Origin of the sequence: Streptomyces sp. NPDC001980 (genome assembly GCF_040296885.1) — a bacterium.
Lineage (GTDB): Bacteria > Actinomycetota > Actinomycetes > Streptomycetales > Streptomycetaceae > Streptomyces.
In genome coordinates, this window is the sequence record NZ_JBEOYD010000019.1 from 18,054 (window position 1) to 37,089 (window position 19,036).

At 70.9% G+C, this 19,036-nt stretch carries 14 protein-coding genes; 8 read left to right on the forward strand and 6 right to left on the reverse strand.

Annotated elements, in window-relative coordinates; translation table 11 throughout:
- Nucleotides 1–96: 96 nt before the first annotated feature.
- Nucleotides 97–1,494 (reverse strand): alpha/beta hydrolase, encoded by a 1,398-nt coding sequence (locus ABT137_RS27210; RefSeq protein WP_351713337.1) that lies wholly within the window; start codon nt 1,492–1,494, stop codon nt 97–99.
- Between the two features lie 445 nt (nt 1,495–1,939).
- Here ABT137_RS27210 and ABT137_RS27215 point away from each other — a divergent pair, with 445 nt between their 5' ends.
- Complete coding sequence (locus ABT137_RS27215; protein ID WP_351713339.1) at nt 1,940–3,076, forward strand: sugar ABC transporter substrate-binding protein; 1,137 nt, start codon at nt 1,940–1,942, stop codon at nt 3,074–3,076.
- 19 nt (nt 3,077–3,095) lie between these two features.
- On the opposite strand, the gene ABT137_RS27220 is transcribed toward ABT137_RS27215, so the two are convergent.
- On the reverse strand, nt 3,096–4,037 hold the full coding sequence (locus tag ABT137_RS27220; RefSeq protein ID WP_351713341.1) for an AraC family transcriptional regulator: 942 nt from the start codon (nt 4,035–4,037) through the stop codon (nt 3,096–3,098).
- Between the two features lie 102 nt (nt 4,038–4,139).
- Here ABT137_RS27220 and ABT137_RS27225 point away from each other — a divergent pair, with 102 nt between their 5' ends.
- Nucleotides 4,140–5,144 carry an MBL fold metallo-hydrolase gene (locus ABT137_RS27225; RefSeq protein ID WP_351713344.1) on the forward strand — a complete coding sequence of 335 codons (1,005 nt, stop codon included), beginning with the start codon at nt 4,140–4,142 and terminating at the stop codon, nt 5,142–5,144.
- Nucleotides 5,145–5,197: 53 nt separating this feature from the next.
- Here ABT137_RS27225 and ABT137_RS27230 read toward each other — a convergent pair whose 3' ends face one another.
- Both ABT137_RS27230 and ABT137_RS27235 read right to left on the reverse strand, forming a co-directional pair.
- Nucleotides 5,198–6,526 (reverse strand): hypothetical protein, encoded by a 1,329-nt coding sequence (locus tag ABT137_RS27230; RefSeq protein WP_351713615.1) that lies wholly within the window; start codon nt 6,524–6,526, stop codon nt 5,198–5,200.
- A gap of 278 nt (nt 6,527–6,804) precedes the next feature.
- Nucleotides 6,805–9,072 carry a (Fe-S)-binding protein gene (locus tag ABT137_RS27235; protein WP_351713346.1) on the reverse strand — a complete coding sequence of 756 codons (2,268 nt, stop codon included), beginning with the start codon at nt 9,070–9,072 and terminating at the stop codon, nt 6,805–6,807.
- A gap of 228 nt (nt 9,073–9,300) precedes the next feature.
- Between ABT137_RS27235 and ABT137_RS27240 the strand changes: the two genes are divergently transcribed.
- The 5 genes from ABT137_RS27240 (at nt 9,301) to ABT137_RS27260 (ending at nt 14,573) form a co-directional block, all read left to right on the forward strand.
- Nucleotides 9,301–10,320: an MraY family glycosyltransferase gene (locus ABT137_RS27240; protein ID WP_351713347.1), complete on the forward strand. Its 1,020-nt coding sequence runs from the start codon at nt 9,301–9,303 to the stop codon at nt 10,318–10,320.
- Between the two features lie 94 nt (nt 10,321–10,414).
- The gene (gene dnaK / locus ABT137_RS27245) at nt 10,415–12,250 is read left to right on the forward strand and encodes a molecular chaperone DnaK (protein WP_089100116.1); all 1,836 of its coding nucleotides are present in this window, start codon (nt 10,415–10,417) and stop codon (nt 12,248–12,250) included.
- Nucleotides 12,247–12,903, forward strand: a complete 657-nt coding sequence (gene grpE / locus ABT137_RS27250; protein ID WP_351713350.1) for a nucleotide exchange factor GrpE — start codon at nt 12,247–12,249, stop codon at nt 12,901–12,903. Before dnaK ends, grpE begins: the two co-directional genes overlap by 4 nt.
- Nucleotides 12,904–12,939: 36 nt before the next feature.
- Nucleotides 12,940–14,121 carry a molecular chaperone DnaJ gene (dnaJ, locus tag ABT137_RS27255; RefSeq protein WP_351713352.1) on the forward strand — a complete coding sequence of 394 codons (1,182 nt, stop codon included), beginning with the start codon at nt 12,940–12,942 and terminating at the stop codon, nt 14,119–14,121.
- A 5-nt stretch (nt 14,122–14,126) separates the two neighbouring features.
- Nucleotides 14,127–14,573 (forward strand): heat shock protein transcriptional repressor HspR, encoded by a 447-nt coding sequence (locus ABT137_RS27260; protein WP_351713617.1) that lies wholly within the window; start codon nt 14,127–14,129, stop codon nt 14,571–14,573.
- 88 nt (nt 14,574–14,661) lie between these two features.
- Here the strand turns inward: ABT137_RS27260 and ABT137_RS27265 are convergent, their stop codons facing one another.
- Nucleotides 14,662–16,632 carry a PA14 domain-containing protein gene (locus tag ABT137_RS27265; RefSeq protein ID WP_351713354.1) on the reverse strand — a complete coding sequence of 657 codons (1,971 nt, stop codon included), beginning with the start codon at nt 16,630–16,632 and terminating at the stop codon, nt 14,662–14,664.
- A 293-nt stretch (nt 16,633–16,925) separates the two neighbouring features.
- On the opposite strand from ABT137_RS27265, the gene ABT137_RS27270 reads away from it, so the two are divergent.
- Entirely contained in the window at nt 16,926–18,035 is a 1,110-nt protein-coding gene (locus ABT137_RS27270; RefSeq protein WP_351713356.1) for a sugar ABC transporter substrate-binding protein, read from the forward strand.
- A gap of 157 nt (nt 18,036–18,192) precedes the next feature.
- Here ABT137_RS27270 and ABT137_RS27275 read toward each other — a convergent pair whose 3' ends face one another.
- Entirely contained in the window at nt 18,193–19,035 is an 843-nt protein-coding gene (locus ABT137_RS27275) for a transglutaminase family protein (protein ID WP_351713358.1), read from the reverse strand.
- Nucleotide 19,036: the final 1 nt, after the last annotated feature.

Genomic DNA, 19,036 nt, shown 5'->3' on the forward strand with positions numbered 1-19,036 from the left:
GGAGACGGTGGCGGTGACGACGGTGGAGGTGGCGGCGGAGACGGCGGTGGAGACGGCGAGGGCGGGACCGCCGCCGGGGAGGCGGCGGCCCCTGTCTCAACTCCGCCCGTCGCGTCCGACCGTCAACTCGGCCGGCTGGTAAGCGACATAGGCCGCCCCGTCCAGGCCGAGCGCGGTGGCGGACCGCTGGAGCGCGGCCGGGGTCGCCGCGTCGTCCCACCGGCCGGTGTCCACGCGGTGTTCGAGGGCGTGCAGGGCGGCCACGGTCTCGGCGGTGGTGAACGTGCAGTGGCCCTGCCGTGCGACGTACGCCTGCCGCAGCAGCGCGCCGTCACCGGAGGCGCGCACCCGGTCGGCGAAGCGGTTCTCCTGCTCCACCGGAACCAGGTTGTCGGCGGTGGTGTGGACGTCGAGCAACGGCACCCCGAGTCCCTGGCCCGCGGAGGACGTGCGCTGCGCGGTGGCGACCGCGGCGGGATCGGCGTCGATCGTGGCGCCCTCGGTCAGCGTCCGCAGGTCGGCGTCCAGGTCCAGCCCGGCCGCCCCGTACAGGGCGCGGACCTGGGGCGCGTGTGCGGAACCGGCGAGCAGGCCGGCGTAGTCGACGCCCCGGTTCCAGGAGTTGTTGCCGCCGACGGACTGCTCGACGGCGTACCGGCCGCCCTCGACGAACGCCAGGATGCCGTGCGCGAACCAGTCGTACTGCTGCGCCTCCTGGCCGGCCCAGTCGGTCGCGGCGGGCTCGGTCTTTCCGGGCGACCAGGCGGGCAGGTTGAGGAAGGCGGCGGCGAGCGCGATCCGGGCGCGGCCCTGCGGGGTGGCCTGGGCGGCGGTGACGGCGGCGCTGAGCGTGTCCGCGGTGGCGGCGGCCGCACCGGCGGAGCCGAATCCCACCAGCTGCACGGACTGGGGCGGCAACAGCAGCCGGGCGATGGCGTATTCGGCGTCCAGCTGGTAGTTGTCCAGGTCCGTCGCGCCCGCGACCAGGCCGCACTGGCCGAGCGCGCCGTCGATGCGGCCGGCACCGTCCCGCGCCAGCTGCGCGTTCACGAGCCCACCCATGGACTGCCCCATGGTGAGGGTGCGCCGCGGCGTGCCGATCTGCGCGGTGACGGCGTCGAGGGTGGCGAACTGGTCGCGTTCGGCGCTGTTCAGGGCCCACATCGAGCCCTGGGGGTCGTACGACGATCCCGCCAGCGCGTAGCCCTCGGCGAGCAGTTCGGTGCGCACGGCGTCGGTGGGGGCGTCCTGGGCGACGGTGGGTCCGAAGCCGTGGCTGAACAGCAGCAGGGTGCCGTTCCAGTGCTCGGGCACGTCCGCGATCCAGGTGGCGCCGTCGGAGAGGGTGCCGGTGAGGCTGCCGGTGACCGGCGTGTCCGCCGCGGCGGCGGGTGCGGGCAGGGCGGTGAGAGCCGTGGCCGCCAGCGAGGCCAGGGCGGCGAGGGCGATGCGCAGGCGGGTGCGGGAAGTGCGCGGGCGGGTGCTGACGGGCATGGAGACGGCTCCTTGGGCGTGGGGGCGACGGGCGGGGGAGCGGTGCTCAGTGCACTGAACGAAGGCATCGAGGAATGTAGGGCTCATTCCTCACGGCAGTCAACGCAATGCACAACATTGCCCCGCGGACATGCCCCGCCCGCTCCTCCGACTGTGAAGGCCGAGTAGCAACTGCGAAGACTCGGTGAAGTCCCCGACATGGGCGGCCCGTTGCCCACCCCGGCCCCGCCCCTCCGCGACCCCCGGTCCGCAGTCCTTGCCGAACTCCCGCCGCACCGGCCTGACCTGGTAGAACGACCCCCTGTCGCGCACCCCGGGATCATGCGCGGGACCGGCCCCAACTGCCGTGTTGTCCATACGTCTTGACGTATCCGGCCGCTACGCGTTTGCTTCCTTCACACCATCGGTTGCGCATGACGCTCCCCCCACCCGGAAGGCGCCTGATGTGAGCGTTCCCACCCTCCGCGGGACCCCCCTGCCCCGCCTCGCGATCACCCTGGCCGCCTCCGCGTCCGCTCTCGCGCTCAGCGCGTGCGGCGTCGTCGACGGCATCGGCGGGGGTGGCGACTCCGCGTCCGCGACGAAGGGCGACGACATCACGGTCGGGCTGCTCCTGCCCGACAAGGACACCGCACGGTTCGAGAACTTCGACCGCCCCATCATCGAGAAGGAGGTCGCCTCCCTCACCCACGGCAAGGGCAAGGTCGACTACGCCAACGCCGAGGCCAGCCCGGTCACGCAGAGCGGGCAGTTCCGGCAGATGGTGGACCGGAAGGCCGACGTCATCCTGGTCGACGCGGTGGACGCCAAGGCCATCGCACCGGACGTCCGGAAGGCCAAGGCCGCCGGCATCCCCGTCATCGCCTACGACCGGCTCGCGCAGGGCCCGATCGACGCCTACGTCTCGCACGACAACGAACTCGTCGGCGAGGTCCAGGGCCGCGCCATCATCGGGGCGCTCGGCAGCAAGGCGGCGACCAGCGAGGTCGTCATGATGAACGGCGACCCCGCGGACCCGAACACGGCGAGTTTCAAGGAGGGCGCCCTCAGCGAACTGAAGAACAAGGTCCGCATCGCCGAGGAGTACGACACCGACAAGTGGTCGCCCGCGGTCGCCGGGGCGAACATGAAGAAGGCGATCCGGGCCGTCGGCCTGAACAACATCGCCGCCGTCTACTCGGCCAACGACGGCATGGCCGGCGCCGTCATCGACGCCCTGAAGGCGGCGGGCGCCACCACGATCCCCCCGGTGACCGGGCAGGACGCGAACCTGGACGCGGTGCAGCGGGTCGTCTCGGGCGAGCAGTACATGACCGTGTACAAGTCGTTCCTGGACGAGGCCACCGACGCCGCGCAGATGGCGGTGTACAAGGTGCAGGGCCGCGACATCCAGTACGACGCGCTGGCCCAGGACAAGGTCGACAGCCCGACCGACAAGGACATCCCCGCGACGCTCGTCCCGGTGGTCGCCCTCACCAAGGACAACATCGAGGACACGGTGATCGCGGACGGCGTCTACACCGTCGCCCAGATCTGCACCCCGAAGTACCGGTCGGCGTGCTCCGCGATCGGACTGAAGTAGCCGGGGGAAAGGGGGGCGTTCAGACCGCTGAGCCCGGCCGACGGCCGTGCACCTCCGTGCGGAACCGCCCCGGAGTGGCTCCGAACTCCCGCTTGAAGGCGTGCGAGAGGGCGTAGGGAGTGCCGTAGCCGACCCGGCGGGCGATGGCGGCCAACGGCTCCTCGGTGTCGCGGAGCAGTGTCGCGGCGAGGGTCAGGCGCCACCAGGTGAGGTACGTCATCGGCGCCCGGCCCACCAGGCCGGTGAACCGGCGGGCCAGGGTCGGCCGGGAGACGCCCACCTCGGTGGCGAGCCGGTCGTTGGTCCAGGCGGCGGCCGGGTCCGCGTGCAGCGCGCGCAGCGCGGCGGCGGTGACCGGATCGGTCAGCACGGCCGGCCAGGCACCGGTCGCGCCCTCGGCCATCCAGGACCGGATCATGTAGACGAACAGCAGGTCCAGCAGGCTGGGGACCACCGTGCCCGTGCCGGGCCGCCGCGCCTCCAGCTCCCGGCCCAGCAGGTCGATCGCCGCCCGGAGTTCGGGGTGGCTGCCCACCCGGTTGGGCAGGTGGACGGCCTCGGGCAGCTCCGCCATGAGCGGGTGGGCGTGGCTGCGGTCGAGCCGGTACTTGCCGCACAGCAGCTCGACCCCGCCGTACGTCCCGTACGCCGTCCGGTCGTCCGGCCCCTCGTCCCCCGCCCAGCGCTCGAACGGCACCGCGTGCCGCACGGCCGCCGCGTCGGCGGCGGAGTCGGCGAGCACGTGCCCTGTGCCGTGCGGGAGCAGCACCGCGTCTCCGGTGCCCAGCTGGACCGGGGCGCCGCCGTCGGGAAGCAGCCAGCAGGTCCCCTTCAGTACGACGTGGAAGCCCGCGCCCTCGTACGGAGCCAGCCGTGTGCACCAGGTGCCGCTCACCCGCACCCGGTTGGACGAGGGCTGTCCGACCCTGACGGCCGCGATCGCGTCGCTCAGCACATCCACGGCGGCAGGCTATCCCACAGGGCTCGGAGGTGAGCCGGGCACGTATTTCGATGAGCCGGATGAGCATTGAGACGCTCGCCGGCGCTCCCTAGGGTCGATTCCATGGAGAGCGAGAATTTCCCGAGCATCCCGAGCATCCCGAGTATCCGGAGCGGCCCGAGTATCCGGAGCGAGAGTTCCGGTCGCGACGATTTCCGGCGCGAGGGCTTCGTGCAGCGCACCGTGCTGGGTGATGTCGAGGTCATCCGCGTCGTCGAGTGGCAGGGGCCGTTCACGCCGGCCCGTACCCTCGTGCCGCAGTCGTCCGCCGGGGTCTGGGCGGACAACGCGGACTGGCTGGCGCCGGACCACTGGGACCCGACGGCCGACCGGGCGGTGGCCGCACTGGGCACCTGGGTGCTGCGCAGCGGCGGGCGGACCGTGCTGGTCGACACCCCGGTGGGCAACGGCCGCGAGCGGCCCGGCTGGCCCGGATTCCACCAGTGGCAGGGCGACTTCCTCGGGCTGCTGGCCCGGGCCGGGGTGCGGCCCCAGGACGTCGACGTCGTCGTCAACACCCATGTGCACGCAGACCACGTCGGCTGGAACACGGTCGGCGTCGAGGGCGGCTGGGCGCCCGCGTTCCCCAACGCCCGGTACCTCGTCCCGACCGCCGACGACTTCCACTTCGGGCCGGAGAACGGATACGGAAACGGGGTGCGGGAGGACGACCGGCTCGTCTACGAGGACAGCATCGCGCCGGTCCACCGGGCCGGTCAGGTCGTCCTGTGGCACGGCGCCCACCGCATCGACGAACACCTCACCCTGGAGTCGGCACCCGGTCACACCCCCGGCTCCTCGGTGCTCCGGCTCGCGTCGGGGAGCGACCGCGCGGTCTTCGTCGGCGACCTGCTGCACAGCCCGGTCCAGATCCTCCGGCCGCAGTGGAACAGCTGCTTCTGCCTCGACCCCGTGCAGGCGGAGGCCAGCCGCCGCCGGATCCTCGAACGGGCCGCCGCCACCCGCGAACTGGTCGTCCCCGCGCACTTCGGCGGACCGGGCGCGGTGGAGGTCCGCAAGGCGGGCGAGGGGTTCGCGCTCGGCCCCTGGGCGGCCTTCGCGCCCTGACGGTCCGCAGATCCCCCGACCGTCCGCGGCGGCGCCGGCCGTCGGCCGGATCGTCAGGCCGGCGACGCGGCCGGGGTCTCTCCCCCGCCCTCGGCCGGGGGCGGGGGCGCCGCCAGGAACTCCACCACGGCCAGCACGAACAGCAGGCACAGGGCGATGCCGACCACCACCCAGCCGGTGGGGTACGGCCACAGCAGGTAGACCAGCACCGCCACGGCCACCAGGACCCAGATGATCCAGGCGCGGTACCGGCGGACGAAGGGGCCGACCGGCCCGGTGCGCAGTCCGGCGCGGTCGGCGGTGCCGCGTACCGCGCCGATCCCGGACGTCCACAGGCCCCGGACCAGCCCGGCGTACCGGCCGGGGCCGGAGAGCCAGGCGGCCACGGCGACGACGATGCCGAGGGCCACCACCATGCGCACGCCGGTGCGCAGGAAGTGGGTCAGCGCGTCGTAGACGGCGGCCGCCGCGCCCGGCGAGACGCTCGCGGGCAGCCGGTCCAGGTAGAACACCCGGAACACGCGCAGCCCGATGCCGAGCAGCCCGGTGGTGACGGCGACCCCGAGGCAGCCGGTCACCAGGGCCCGGCGCCGCCGGACCGCCAGCAGCACCCCGGCGGCGACCAGCAGCACGGCCAGCACGGGCAGCCAGTTCCCGGCGAGTTGCAGCAGCCGTACGTAGGTCTTGACCTTGCCGACCTGGTCGGACCTGGCGAGGGTGAAGTCGGTGTGCACGGCGGGGATGTGCGCGGCGGGGGTCAGCCCGGCGTCGACGAGGCGCTCCTTGACCTGGTCCACGACGGGGCCGATGTCGAGGGTGACGCTGTCGCCGGTCAGCTGCACCGCGCCGCCGCCGCTCCCGGTGAGGGCCTTGTCGAGGCTGCTGTGGATCCGGCGGTTGGCGTCGGTCCAGACGGTCCGGAACGCGCCGGACGCGGCGACCTCGCGCGCCTTGTCGTGGACGAAGCTGCGCACGGCCCCTTCGAGCGCGTCGCCGAGTCTGCCACCGAGTGCCTGCTGCAGGCGGGGCCGGTCGGCGGGGGCCACGTCGGCGAGCAGGGCGGGCAGGTCGAGGTGGGTCATGAGGGCGTCGGTGGCCCGGTTGGCCACGGCGTTCTGCACGTCGGGATCGGAGGCGAGCGGGGCGACCGTGCTGACGTAGCGGTCGGTGTCGCCCACCTGGTCCGCCGCCCACGAGGCGACCACGGCGAGCGGGGCGAGCAGGCAGCCGACGACGACCAGGACGACGGCGAGGAGGGACCTGACGCGGTGCCGGGGCGGCCGGGCCCGTTCGCCCTCCAGGGCCGCGACCCGGGCCCGCAGTTCCCGCACGTCGTCGGACCGGTCCCCGTCACCGTCGTCGTGCGCGCTGTCCTCCGCCACGCGTACCTCCCGCTCGATCCGGCCCTCCTGCCAGCCGAACCGCAGGAGAGCGCGCACGCGAGCAGGAGAGGGCCGTCCGGGGTACGGACGCGACCGGCCGGCCCCCTCGCGGGCGGGAGGCGACGGGCGCCCGGCCGGGTGCCGAGAGCCTGCCGGAACACCCGGCGCCCGGGCCGGCCGGCCAGGACGCTCCGGTGAGACGGACGTGCGGCCCGCCCCGGCATACGACGGCGCCCCGTACCCGGCGAGGGCACGAGGCGCCGTGACGACCGTGAGAACTACTTCACCGGCTCCGGCTCCGGCTCACTCTCCTGCTCCGCCTCGCCCGCCGGGTCGACCGGGGTCCGGACCGAGTCGAGCAGCAGCTGGGCCACGTCCACCACCTGGATGGACTCCTTGGCCTTGCCATCGTTCTTCTTGCCGTTGACCGAGTCGGTCAGCATCACGAGGCAGAAGGGGCAGGCGGTGGAGACGATGTCGGGGTTCACCGACAGCGCCTCGTCGACGCGCTCGTTGTTGATGCGCTTGCCGATCCGCTCCTCCATCCACATCCGCGCACCGCCGGCGCCACAGCAGAAGCCGCGCTCCTTGTGGCGGTGCATCTCCTCGTTGCGCAGGCCCGGGACGCTGGCGATGATCTCGCGCGGCGGCGTGTAGATCTTGTTGTGGCGGCCCAGGTAGCAGGGGTCGTGGTAGGTGATGATGCCCTCGACCGGGGTGACCGGGACCAGCTTGCCCTCGTCGACCAGGTGCTGGAGCAGCTGGGTGTGGTGGATGACCTCGTAGTCGCCACCGAGCTGCGGGTACTCGTTGCCGATGGTGTTGAGGCAGTGCGGGCAGGTGGCGACGATCTTCTTGGCCGACTTCGGCTTCTTCGTCGCCGGGTCCTCGTCGTCCTCGCCGAACGCCATGTTCAGCGCGGCCACGTTCTCCATGCCGAGCTCCTGGAACAGGGGCTCGTTGCCCAGGCGACGGGCGGAGTCGCCGGTGCACTTCTCGTCGCCGCCCATGATCGCGAACTTGACGCCCGCGATGTGGAGGAGCTCGGCGAAGGCCTTCGTCGTCTTCTTGGCGCGGTCCTCCAGGGAGCCCGCGCAGCCGACCCAGTACAGGTACTCGACCTCGGTGAGGTCCTCGATGTCCTTGCCGACGACCGGGACCTCGAAGTCGACCTCCTTGAGCCACTCAAGGCGCTGCTTCTTGGCCAGACCCCAGGGGTTGCCCTTCTTCTCCAGGTTCTTGAGCATCGTGCCCGCCTCGGACGGGAACGCGGACTCGATCATCACCTGGTAGCGGCGCATGTCGACGATGTGGTCGACGTGCTCGATGTCCACCGGGCACTGCTCGACACAGGCGCCGCAGGTGGTGCAGGACCACAGCACGTCCGGGTCGATGACGCCGTTCTCCTCGGCGGTGCCGATGAGGGGGCGCTCGGCCTCCGCGAGAGCCGCCGCGGGGACCCCGGCCAGCTGCTCCTCCGACCCCTTCTCCTCGCCCTCGGCGGTCTTGCCGCCACCCGCGAGCAGGTAGGGCGCCTTGGCGTGCGCGTTGTCCCGCAGGGACATGATCAGCAGCTTCGGGGAGAGCGGCTTGCCGGTGTTCCAGGCCGGGCACTGCGACTGGCAGCGACCGCACTCGGTGCAGGTCGAGAAGTCGAGGAGGCCCTTCCAGGAGAACTGCTCCACCTGGGAGACGCCGAAGACGTCGTCCTCGCCCGGGTCGGTGAAGTCGATCGGCTTGCCGCCCGAGGTCATCGGGAGCAGCGCGCCCAACGAGGTCTCACCCGTCGCGTTCCGCTTGAACCAGATGTTCGGGAAGGCGAGGAAGCGGTGCCAGGCGACGCCCATGTCGGTCTTGAGGGCGACCACGATCATCCAGATGAAGGAGGTCGCGATCTTCAGGCCGGCGAAGAAGTAGGTGAGGTTCTGCAGCGTGGAGACGTCCATGCCCCGGAACCAGGACACGACCGGGTACGAGATGAAGAACGACGCCTCGTAGGAGTCCACGTGGTGCTGGGCGCCCTCCAGCGCGTGCAGCGTGAAGATGCAGACGCCGACGATCAGGATGACCGTCTCGACGAAGTAGGCCTGGCCGAAGTTGGAGCCGGCGAACCGGGACTTGCGGCCCGGCCGGTTCGGCTTGCTCAGCTGGCGGATGACGATCAGCACGAGGATGCCGAGGACCGTCATGGTGCCGATGAACTCGACGAAGACGTTGTACGGCGCCCAGTCGCCGATGACCGGCAGGATCCAGTCGGCCTGGAACAGCTGGCCGATGGCGTTGACGATCGTCAGCAGGAGGGAGAAGAAGCCGACCGCGACGAACCAGTGCGCCACGCCCACGATGCCCCAGCGGTTCATCCGGGTGTGGCCGAGGAACTCCCTGACCACCGTGACGGTCCGCTGGACGGGCTCGTCGGTACGGGTGCCGGCGGGCACGTTCTGGCCGAGCCGCAGGAAGTTGTAGATCTGCAGGACGGCGCGCGCGAACAACGCCACGCCAACCACGATCAGAACCAGCGACACGATGATCGCGGCGAGTTGCATGGGGGCTCCTCGGGCCTGCGAGGGGTGGTCTCTTCGGGTCTCTTCGCAGAGGGTTCCCGAAATTACTAAGCGGTAACTTATGCAGTCGGTTCGAGACTACCCGCATCTTTACTCGCACTGTAGCCAGGTGCGGGGTGATCTGGATCGCTGAGGTCTGCCTGGGCGGTACGCCCCAACCCGATCGTGTTATTCGTACATAATTGTTACATTTAGGTCTAATTTGGACCCGTGCTCTACGGGATCGCCGCCGCCACCACCGCCTTCCTGCTCGCCGCCTTCCTCGCCGCGCTGATCCGGCCGTGTGCCCTGCGGGTCGGGCTGGTCGACCGGCGGCGGGCCCGGCGGGTGCCCGCGCTGGGCGGCCTCGCCGTGGTCGGCGCCACCTGCCTGGTCGCGTTCGCCGGCGACTGGACGGCCGTCGCCCCGCTCGGCACCGGCGTCGGGGAGCTGGTGGCCGCCGGGGGAGCGGTGGCGCTGCTCGGGGTGGTCGCCGACGTGTGGCGGCTGAAGACGCGGTTCCTGCTGTTCGGTACGGCGGTGGCGGCCGCGTGCGTGGTGCCGTACGGCGAGTTCGGGATCGTCGGCGGGGTGCTCGGCGCGGGCTGGATCGCCTTCGTCGCCGTCGCCTTCAAGGGGCTCGACCATGCGGACGGGCTGGCCGGGACCGTCGGGGTGGTGACCGCCTTCGGGGTCGGGGCCTGTGCCGCCGCCGAGGTGATGGACGGGCTCGCCGTGCTGCTGAGCGTGCTCGCGGCCGCGCTCACCGGGTTCCTGCTGCACAACTGGGCTCCCGCGCGGATCGCCCTCGGCGCCGCGGGCTCGCTGTTCACCGGGTTCGTGCTGGCCGCCGCCGCGCTGATCACCCGGTCCGGGTACGACCCCGCCGCCAGCGCGGGCGTGCTGTTCGCGCTCACCGCCCTGGCGAGCGCCGACGTCCTGCTCGTCGTGCTCTCGCGGCTCCTCGCCGGGCGCCCGGTGCTGCGGCGCGGGCCCGACCACCTCGCGCACCGGCTGCGGCGCCTCGGGCTCACCTCGCAGCGGGCAACCGTCGTCCTCGGTGTCGCGTCCTTCGCCGGGGTGCTCGTCGCGGTGCTCGTGCACGGCGGCTGGGTCGCCCGGACCGGCGCCACCTGCGTCGCCTGCGTCACCTTCAGCATCGTGCTGCTACTCCTTCGGGTTCCGGTGTACGGGCCCCGGAACGCCGTGTCGACGCAGGTCAGCGGGCACTTGCGTGTAAGGAACGGATAAGACTTGAGTCTGTTCCACTCAGGTCTGTTGACCCAGGACGAAGCTTGATGCACACTTGAGCCCGTTCCACTCAAGTCAGCTGGAGGAAATCACCATGGCACGTGCGGTCGGCATCGACCTGGGCACGACTAACTCCGTCGTCAGCGTTCTTGAAGGCGGCGAGCCCACCGTCATCACCAACGCCGAGGGTGCCCGGACCACGCCGTCCGTCGTCGCCTTCGCGAAGAACGGCGAAGTCCTCGTCGGCGAGGTCGCCAAGCGCCAGGCGGTCACCAACGTGGACCGGACGATCCGGTCCGTGAAGCGCCACATGGGCACCGACTGGAAGATCCAGCTGGACGGGAAGGACTTCAACCCCCAGCAGATCTCCGCGTTCATCCTGCAGAAGCTCAAGCGGGATGCCGAGGCCTACCTGGGCGAGAAGGTGACCGACGCGGTCATCACCGTCCCGGCCTACTTCAACGACTCCGAGCGCCAGGCGACGAAGGAGGCCGGCGAGATCGCCGGTCTGAACGTCCTGCGCATCGTCAACGAGCCCACCGCCGCCGCGCTGGCGTACGGCCTCGACAAGGACGACCAGACGATCCTCGTCTTCGACCTCGGTGGCGGCACCTTCGACGTGTCCCTCCTGGAGATCGGCGACGGCGTCGTCGAGGTGAAGGCCACCAACGGCGACAACCACCTCGGTGGTGACGACTGGGACCAGCGCGTCGTCGACTACCTGGTCAAGCAGTTCGCGGCCGGCCACGGCGTGGACCTCGGCAAGGACAAGATGGCCCTCCAGCGCCTCCGCGAGGCCGCCGAGAAGGCCAAGATCGAGCTGTCCAGCTCCACCGAGACCTCGATCAACCTGCCCTACATCACCGCCTCCGCCGAGGGCCCCCTGCACCTCGACGAGAAGCTCACCCGCGCCCAGTTCCAGCAGCTGACCGCGGACCTCCTGGAGCGCTGCAAGACGCCGTTCCACAACGTCATCAAGGACGCCGGCATCCAGCTCGGCGAGATCGACCACGTCGTCCTCGTCGGCGGCTCCACCCGTATGCCCGCCGTCGCCGAGCTCGTCAAGGAGCTGACCGGCGGCAAGGACGCCAACAAGGGCGTCAACCCGGACGAGGTCGTCGCCATCGGCGCCGCCCTCCAGGCCGGTGTCCTCAAGGGTGAGGTCAAGGACGTCCTGCTCCTCGACGTGACCCCGCTGTCCCTCGGTATCGAGACCAAGGGCGGCATCATGACCAAGCTCATCGAGCGGAACACGACGATCCCGACCAAGCGGTCCGAGATCTTCACCACCGCCGAGGACAACCAGCCCTCCGTCCAGATCCAGGTCTACCAGGGCGAGCGCGAGATCGCGGCGTACAACAAGAAGCTCGGCATGTTCGAGCTGACCGGTCTGCCGCCGGCCCCGCGCGGTGTCCCGCAGATCGAGGTCGCCTTCGACATCGACGCCAACGGCATCATGCACGTGACCGCGAAGGACCTCGGCACGGGCAAGGAGCAGAAGATGACCGTCACCGGCGGCTCCTCGCTGCCGAAGGACGAGGTCGACCGGATGCGCCAGGAGGCCGAGCAGTACGCGGAGGAGGACCACCGCCGCCGCGAGGCCGCCGAGACCCGCAACCAGGGCGAGCAGCTCGTCTACCAGACCGAGAAGTTCCTCAAGGACAACGAGGACAAGGTCCCGGGCGAGATCAAGACCGAGGTCGAGGCCGCCATCGAGGAGCTCAAGGAGCACCTCAAGGGCGAGGACACCGCCGAGATCCGCACCGCCACCGAGAAGGTCGCTGCCGTCTCGCAGAAGCTGGGCCAGGCCATGTACGCCGACGCCCAGGCCTCGCAGGCCGCGGCCGGCGGTGCCCCCGCCGGTGACGCCGCCGACGACGTGGTGGACGCCGAGATCGTCGACGACGAGCGCAAGGACGGTGCCGCGTGACGGAGGAGACCCCGGGCTTCGAGGAGAAGCCCGACGTCCCCTCCGGCGCCACCCCCGACGACGCCGCGCCGAAGGCCGCTCCCGCACAGGGGGCGGCCCCGGCCGGGGACTCAAGCGCACAGCTGGCCGGTCTGACGGCGCAGCTGGACCAGGTGCGCACCGCGCTCGGCGAGCGCACCGCGGACCTCCAGCGTCTCCAGGCCGAGTACCAGAACTACCGCCGCCGGGTGGAGCGCGACCGGATCACGGTGCGGGAGATCGCCATCGCGAACCTCCTGACCGAACTCCTGCCCGTGCTCGACGACATCGGCCGCGCGCGGGAACACGGCGAACTGGTCGGCGGTTTCAAGTCGGTGGCCGAGTCGCTGGAGACGGTCGCGGCGAAGATGGGCCTGCAGCAGTTCGGCAAGGAGGGCGAGCCCTTCGACCCGACGATCCACGAGGCGCTGATGCACAGCTACGCGCCGGACGTCACCGAGACGACGTGCGTGGCCATCCTGCAGCCCGGGTATCGCATCGGCGAGCGCACCATCCGCCCCGCGCGGGTGGCGGTCGCCGAACCGCAGCCGGGAGCGACGGCGGCGAAGGCCGAGGGGACCGAAGAGGCCCCGGCGGCCGGGGACGAGAAGGACAACGGCCCTGAGGAGGGCTGAAGTCGTAGGTAACACGTGGAAGGAGGGGCGTCGGGGATGAGCACCAAGGACTTCATCGAGAAGGACTACTACAAGGTCCTCGGCGTCCCCAAGGACGCCACCGAGGCCGAGATCAAGAAGGCGTACCGGAAGCTCGCCCGCGAGTTCCACCCGGACGCCAACAAGGGCAACGCCAAGGCCGAGGAGCGCTTCAAGGAGATCTCCGAGGCGAACGACATACTCGGCGACCCCAAGAAGCGCAAGGAGTACGACGAGGCACGCGCCCTCTTCGGCAACGGCGGCTTCCGCCCGGGGCCGGGCGCGGGCGGCGGCAACTTCAACTTCGACCTGGGCGACCTCTTCGGGGGCAACGCCCAGGGCGGGGGCGGCGGCTTCGGTGGTGGCGGCGGCGGCTTCAGTGACGTCCTGGGGGGCCTGTTCAACCGGGGCGGCGGCACGGCCGGCCGTACCCAGCCGCGGCGCGGCCAGGACATCGAGTCCGAGGTCACGCTGAGTTTCACGGAGGCCATCGAGGGCGCCACGGTCCCGCTGCGGATGTCCTCGCAGGCCCCCTGCAAGGCCTGTTCGGGCACCGGCGACAAGAACGGCACCCCACGGGTGTGCCCGACCTGCGTCGGCACCGGCCAGGTGGCGCGGGGATCCGGCGGCGGCTTCTCGCTCACCGACCCCTGCCCCGACTGCAAGGGCCGCGGCCTGATCGCCGAGCACCCCTGCCTCGACTGCAAGGGCAGCGGCCGGGCCAAGTCGTCCCGGACCATGCAGGTCCGCATCCCCGCCGGGGTCACCGACGGCCAGCGCATCCGCCTGCGCGGCAAGGGCGCACCGGGCGAACGCGGCGGCCCCGCGGGCGACCTGTACGTCATGGTGCACGTGGACGCCCACCCGGTGTTCGGCCGCAAGGACGACAACCTCACGGTGACCGTCCCGGTGACCTTCACCGAGGCGGCGCTCGGCGGCGAGGTCAGGGTCCCGACCCTGGGCGGACCGCCGGTCACCCTGAAGCTGCCCCCGGGCACGCCCAACGGCCGCACCATGCGCGCCCGTGGCAAGGGCGCGGTCCGCAAGGACGGCACCCGCGGCGACCTCCTGGTCACCGTCGAGGTGAGTGTCCCGAAGGACCTGTCGGGGAATGCTCGTGACGCACTGGAGGCGTATCGCGAGGCGACCGCGGGCGAGGACCCGCGGGCCGAGCTGTTCGAGGCCGCGAAGGGAGCATGACAGAGATGGACGGCCGTCGACGTAACCCGTATGAACTGACCGAGGAGACCCCGGTCTACGTCATCTCGGTGGCGGCCCAGCTCTCCGGACTGCACCCGCAGACGCTGCGCCAGTACGACCGCCTCGGCCTGGTCTCCCCCGACCGCACGGCCGGGCGCGGCCGCCGCTACTCGGCCCGCGACATCGAGCTGCTCCGCCAGGTGCAGGCGCTGTCGCAGGACGAGGGCATCAACCTGGCCGGCATCAAGCGCATCATCGAACTGGAGAACCAGGTCATAGCGCTCCAGCAGCGCGTGGCCGAGCTCCAGGCGGCGGTCGACGGCGCGGCGACCGCGATGCAGCAGCGCGAGGCCGCCGTCCACGCGTCCTACCGCCGCGACCTGGTGCCGTACCAGGAGGTCCAGCAGACCAGCGCGTTGGTGGTGTGGCGGCCGAAGAAGGCCAAGGACTGAGCAAGGGACTGAGCAAGGGACCGAGCAAGGACCGAGCAGCAGTGGGAAAGGGCCCGGAGGCGCACCTCCGGGCCCTTTCGCATGCCGGTCACGGCTCCAGGATCGCCCACTCCGCGCCCGGTGCCGACTCCGTGCCGTCGGCGTACAGCGCGGTCACCCAGTAGTAGTGGGTGGTGCCGCGGGCGGCCGTGGTGTCGTCGTACGAGCGGTCGGTGGTGGCCGCCAGCTTCTCGTACGTCTGCGTGGCCGGGTTCCAGCGGTAGACCTGGTAGCCCGTCGCCGAGTCGACCGCGTTCCAGGCGAGGTGGACGCCGCCCGCGTCGGGGGTGTCCGCCGTCAGGGTGAGCGGGGAGCCCTCCGGGGTCGCCACCGACGGGGTCAGGTCCAGTTCGTCGACGGCGACCGCGGTCACGGGCCCCAGCCATCTGCTGGAGTTGTTCGCGTTGTCGATCGCGTCGACCCAGTAGCAGGCGTGGTCGCCGTCCGGCGTCCGCACGTCCCGGAAGTGCGAGGTGCCGGCCGGCAGATGCGCCCACTCACCGGCGGAACAGACCTGCTCCTCGCCCTCCTCGCCGAGGACCGTGCCCCGGTAGACCGCGTACCGCTTCAGGTCGGGCTCGGTGTTGTCGTCCCAGTCCAGCTCGATGCCGTACTCCGTGGCCGTCGCCGTCAGACCGGTCACCTGCGCGGGCGGCTTGTCCGATTCGAGCGGGGTGACGGTGACCGGGTCCGTGGGCAGCGAGACGCTGTTCGCCTGGTCCTGCGTCGTCACCACGTAGTGGTACGTGGTGCCCTCCTGCGCCGAGTCGTCGTCGCAGCTGTACCGCCGTGATCCGTCGGCGAGTTCGGTGTAGGTGATGTAGCACGACACCGGCTCGCCCGTGGTGCTGACGGGCAGGGTCGTCGAGCGGTAGACGTGGAAGGCGAGGACGTTGGCGTCGCCCGGCTCGACCGTCCAGCTCAGCAGCGCGGCACCGGCCTCCGCCGTCGCCGTGAGATCGCGCGGCGCGGCGGGCGGACGGTGGGCGCTGGTGGTGTCGCTGTACGGCGACAGGTGACCGGAGCCGTCCACCGCGGCGACCTTGTACGTGTAGGTGTAGCTGCGGTGGAGCGTGTCGTCGCTGAGGTGGTTCCAGTTGACGACGGTGGCCTGCTCGGTGCCGTTCGGATCGGTGCGCACCACCCGGTACTTCACCGCGCCCGGCACCGCCCGCCAGGACACCTCGGCCGTGGTGTCCGTGACCGACGTGCCGAGCCCGCCCGGCGTCGCCAGGGTGATGCTGGTGACCTGCTGGTCTGCGGTGCCGGTGGACTCGTTTCCGGCCTTGTCGTAGGCGCGGGCCTCGTAGTAGTAGACGGCGCCGGTGGCCGGCGGGGTGTCGGTGGACGAGGTCGCGGTGGTGGTGGTCAGCCGGGTCCAGGTCGTGCTGCCCCGCAGGCGGCGGTAGACCCGGTAGCCCGCGAGGTCCATCTCCGTGTTCCTGACCCAGCTGAGCTTCGTGGTGTTGCTCGCCGTGTCGTACGACACGAGCGGGTCCCTGGGGGTGAGGGGCCTGACCTTGTCGACGGAGGCCGAAGTGCGGGGTGTGTACGTGACCTTGACCTTGGCGCTGCCGGTCCAGTTGACGTAGTCGACGCGGAGGGTGTGCTTGCCGGACGGGACGGTCACGTTGACGGTTCTGCTCACCGTCCCGGTGGTGTTCTTCCACAGGTCGATCCTGCGGCTGCCGTCGAGGTAGACGCGGATGCCGTCGAGGCCGGAGGCGGCGAGGGCGAAGGGGCCGCCGGAGCCGAAGTCCCGGGTCACGCTCCAGCGCACCCCGAAGTTGTCCTTCGGGAGGCCGGACGCCGGAGCGCCGCTCCAGCTCTCGTTGACCGAGGAGTCGCAGTCCGTCTTCTTCGGGGTGCCCTTGAACGTGGTGTTCGCGAACAACTGCCTTTTGAAGACGGGGGAGGAGCAGGTTGTGGCCGCCGAGGCGGTGACGACGGCGCCGCCGAGCAGCGTGCCGGCGGTGGCTAGCACCACGGCGGCGGCCGCGGCGCTTCTGGCTGGGTTCATTCGATCCTCTGGTCGTATCCGTACGACGGGGAAGGTCGTTCCGGATGTCGACTCGTGAGGAACCGCGTTGGTTGTACTGATCTTTGCCTACCCGTGAACTCCCTTTGGATGGAGGGTCCGTAAAGGGTGTTTGGAGGCGATTCCGCTGAGCCTTCACAGATGCAGCGGAGCGTGGTGTTGCGCACTCGTTAAGTAGTTCCGCTTGACGCCGGGTGTGGCGTACGCGTTGTCTTTTCAGACATCTGGGTCGCAAAGCAGCCCACGTCCGGAACGCACCTGAAGTGAGCCCCCGTATGCGTCGTATAGCCATGTTTGTGGCCGCGTCCACGATGACCCTTTCGCTTGCCGGCTGCGGCGTGCTCAACGCGACAGGATCGTCGACGTCCGCGAGCCCGACGAAGGGCAACGACATCACGGTGGGCGTGCTGATGCCGGACAAGATCAACACCCGGTACAGCAACTTCGACTACCCGATCATGCAGTCGAAGATCGCCGAGCTCACCAACAAGCAGGGCAAGGTCGACTACCAGAACGCCGCGTCGTCCGCCTCCACGCAGGCGACGCAGATGCAGAAGATGATCGACGACAAGATCGACGTGATCATCCTGGACGCCGTCGACGCGCACGCCATCGCGGGCACGGTGAAGAAGGCCAAGGCCGCGGGCATCCCGGTCATCGCCTACGACCGCCTCGCCGAGGGCCCGATCGACGCCTACGTCTCCTTCGACAACGAGCTCGTCGGCGAGGTGCAGGCCCGCACCCTGCTGGAGGCGCTCGGCTCGAACGTCGACACCTCCGACAAGGTCGTCATGATCAACGGCTCGCCGACCGACCCCAACGCCAAGCAGTTCAAGACGGGCGCCCTGTCCGAGCTGAGCGGCAAGGTGACGACCGCGAACCTCTCGTACGACACCAAGGACTGGAACCCGGACATCGCCGAGCAGGAGGTCACCAAGGCGATCGGCGCGATCGGCAAGGACAACATCGCCGCCGTCTACTCCGCCAACGACGCGATGGCGGGCGGCGTCGTCAAGGCCCTCAAGGCGGCGGGCGTGACCACCATGCCGCCGATCACCGGCCAGGACGCGGACCTCGACGCCATCCAGCGGATCCTCGCCGGCGAGCAGTACATGACGGTCTACAAGCCGTACCCGGACGAGGCCGAGGCCGCCGCCCAGATGGCCGTCTACAAGGTGCAGGGCAAGGACATCCAGTTCGACGCGCTCACCCAGGACACCGTCGACAGCCCGACCAACAAGAACATCCCGTCCCAGCTGGTGCAGGTCAGCGCCGTGACCAAGAGCAAGATCAAGGACACCGTCGTCGCGGACGGCATCTACAAGATCTCGCAGATCTGCACGGCCGCGTACAAGACCGCTTGCGCGGAGGCGGGTCTCAAGTAGGGCCCTGCCGACGGCCCCGTTCCCGGCTCAGGGAACGGGGCTGCTGTGGGTGCGCCCAGCTGCGGGAGGCACGCCTGCCCGCAGCTGGGTAGCTGAAAAGGGACGGCTGGGGGAGGAACTGCGCGACCGGCCCCCCACCGGCCGGCAGACGGCCCGACTACGCGACCCGAGTGAACTCCACCGTCACCTCCGGCGCCCCTCCCGGCACCCCCCGGTAGATCCCCTTGTGCGGCGTGACGTCGTCGTAGTCGCGCCCCCGCCCCACCACCACGTGATCCTCCCCGGCCCGCACCCGGTTCGTCGGGTCGTACCCGCACCAGCCGCCGGCCCAGTACTCGATCCACGCATGGCTCTGCCCGGCGACGGGCCGGTTCGGCTCCGCCTCCCGCTCCGGGTGCAGGTACCCGGAGACGTACCGGGCCGGCAGCCCCAGCCCCCGCAGCAGGGCGATGGTGAGGTGGGTGATGTCCTGGCAGACGCCCGCCCGCTGGGCCCACGCCTCCGCGGGGGAGGTGTTCACGCCGGTCGCGCCCGGCAGGTAGGTCACGCGGTCGGCGACCAGCCCCGAGACGGCCACCGCGGCCTCGTGCGGCCCCAGCCCCGCCGCGGCGCCCAGCGCCTTCTTCACCAGCTTCTTCGGCACCGACGTACGCCCGGTCGGCGTCACGAACTCCAGCAGCCGTGACCCCGCCGCCCGTTCGGCCAGCTCCGCCCACCCCGGCGCGGCCGGCAGCGGGCCCGGCGCCGCCGTCTCCACCAGGCTGGACGCGGTGATCGTCAGGTCCTCGTGCGGCTCAAGGAGGTCGAAGCCGGTGACCTGGGTGCCCCAGTAGTCCCAGTACGACCAGACGGCGGTCGCCGGCTGCACCGTGACCCGTGCGTCCAGGGTGGTCTGTCCCGGCAGGGTCAGCGGGGTCATCCGGACCTCGTTGTGCGAGGAGGCCGCGGGCTGCGCGTAGGAGACCCGGGTGGTGTGCCGGATCCGGAGGCGACGAGCCATC

Coding starts and splice junctions, on each gene's coding strand:
- ABT137_RS27260 (WP_351713617.1), top strand. CDS start 14,127: ATGGACGGCCGTCGACGTAACCCGTATGAACTGACCGAGGAGACCCCG.
- ABT137_RS27225 (WP_351713344.1), top strand. CDS start 4,140: ATGGAGAGCGAGAATTTCCCGAGCATCCCGAGCATCCCGAGTATCCGG.
- ABT137_RS27235 (WP_351713346.1), bottom strand. CDS start 9,072: ATGCAACTCGCCGCGATCATCGTGTCGCTGGTTCTGATCGTGGTTGGC.
- ABT137_RS27275 (WP_351713358.1), bottom strand. CDS start 19,035: ATGGCTCGTCGCCTCCGGATCCGGCACACCACCCGGGTCTCCTACGCG.
- dnaJ (WP_351713352.1), top strand. CDS start 12,940: ATGAGCACCAAGGACTTCATCGAGAAGGACTACTACAAGGTCCTCGGC.
- ABT137_RS27265 (WP_351713354.1), bottom strand. CDS start 16,632: ATGAACCCAGCCAGAAGCGCCGCGGCCGCCGCCGTGGTGCTAGCCACC.
- ABT137_RS27210 (WP_351713337.1), bottom strand. CDS start 1,494: ATGCCCGTCAGCACCCGCCCGCGCACTTCCCGCACCCGCCTGCGCATC.
- ABT137_RS27270 (WP_351713356.1), top strand. CDS start 16,926: ATGCGTCGTATAGCCATGTTTGTGGCCGCGTCCACGATGACCCTTTCG.
- dnaK (WP_089100116.1), top strand. CDS start 10,415: ATGGCACGTGCGGTCGGCATCGACCTGGGCACGACTAACTCCGTCGTC.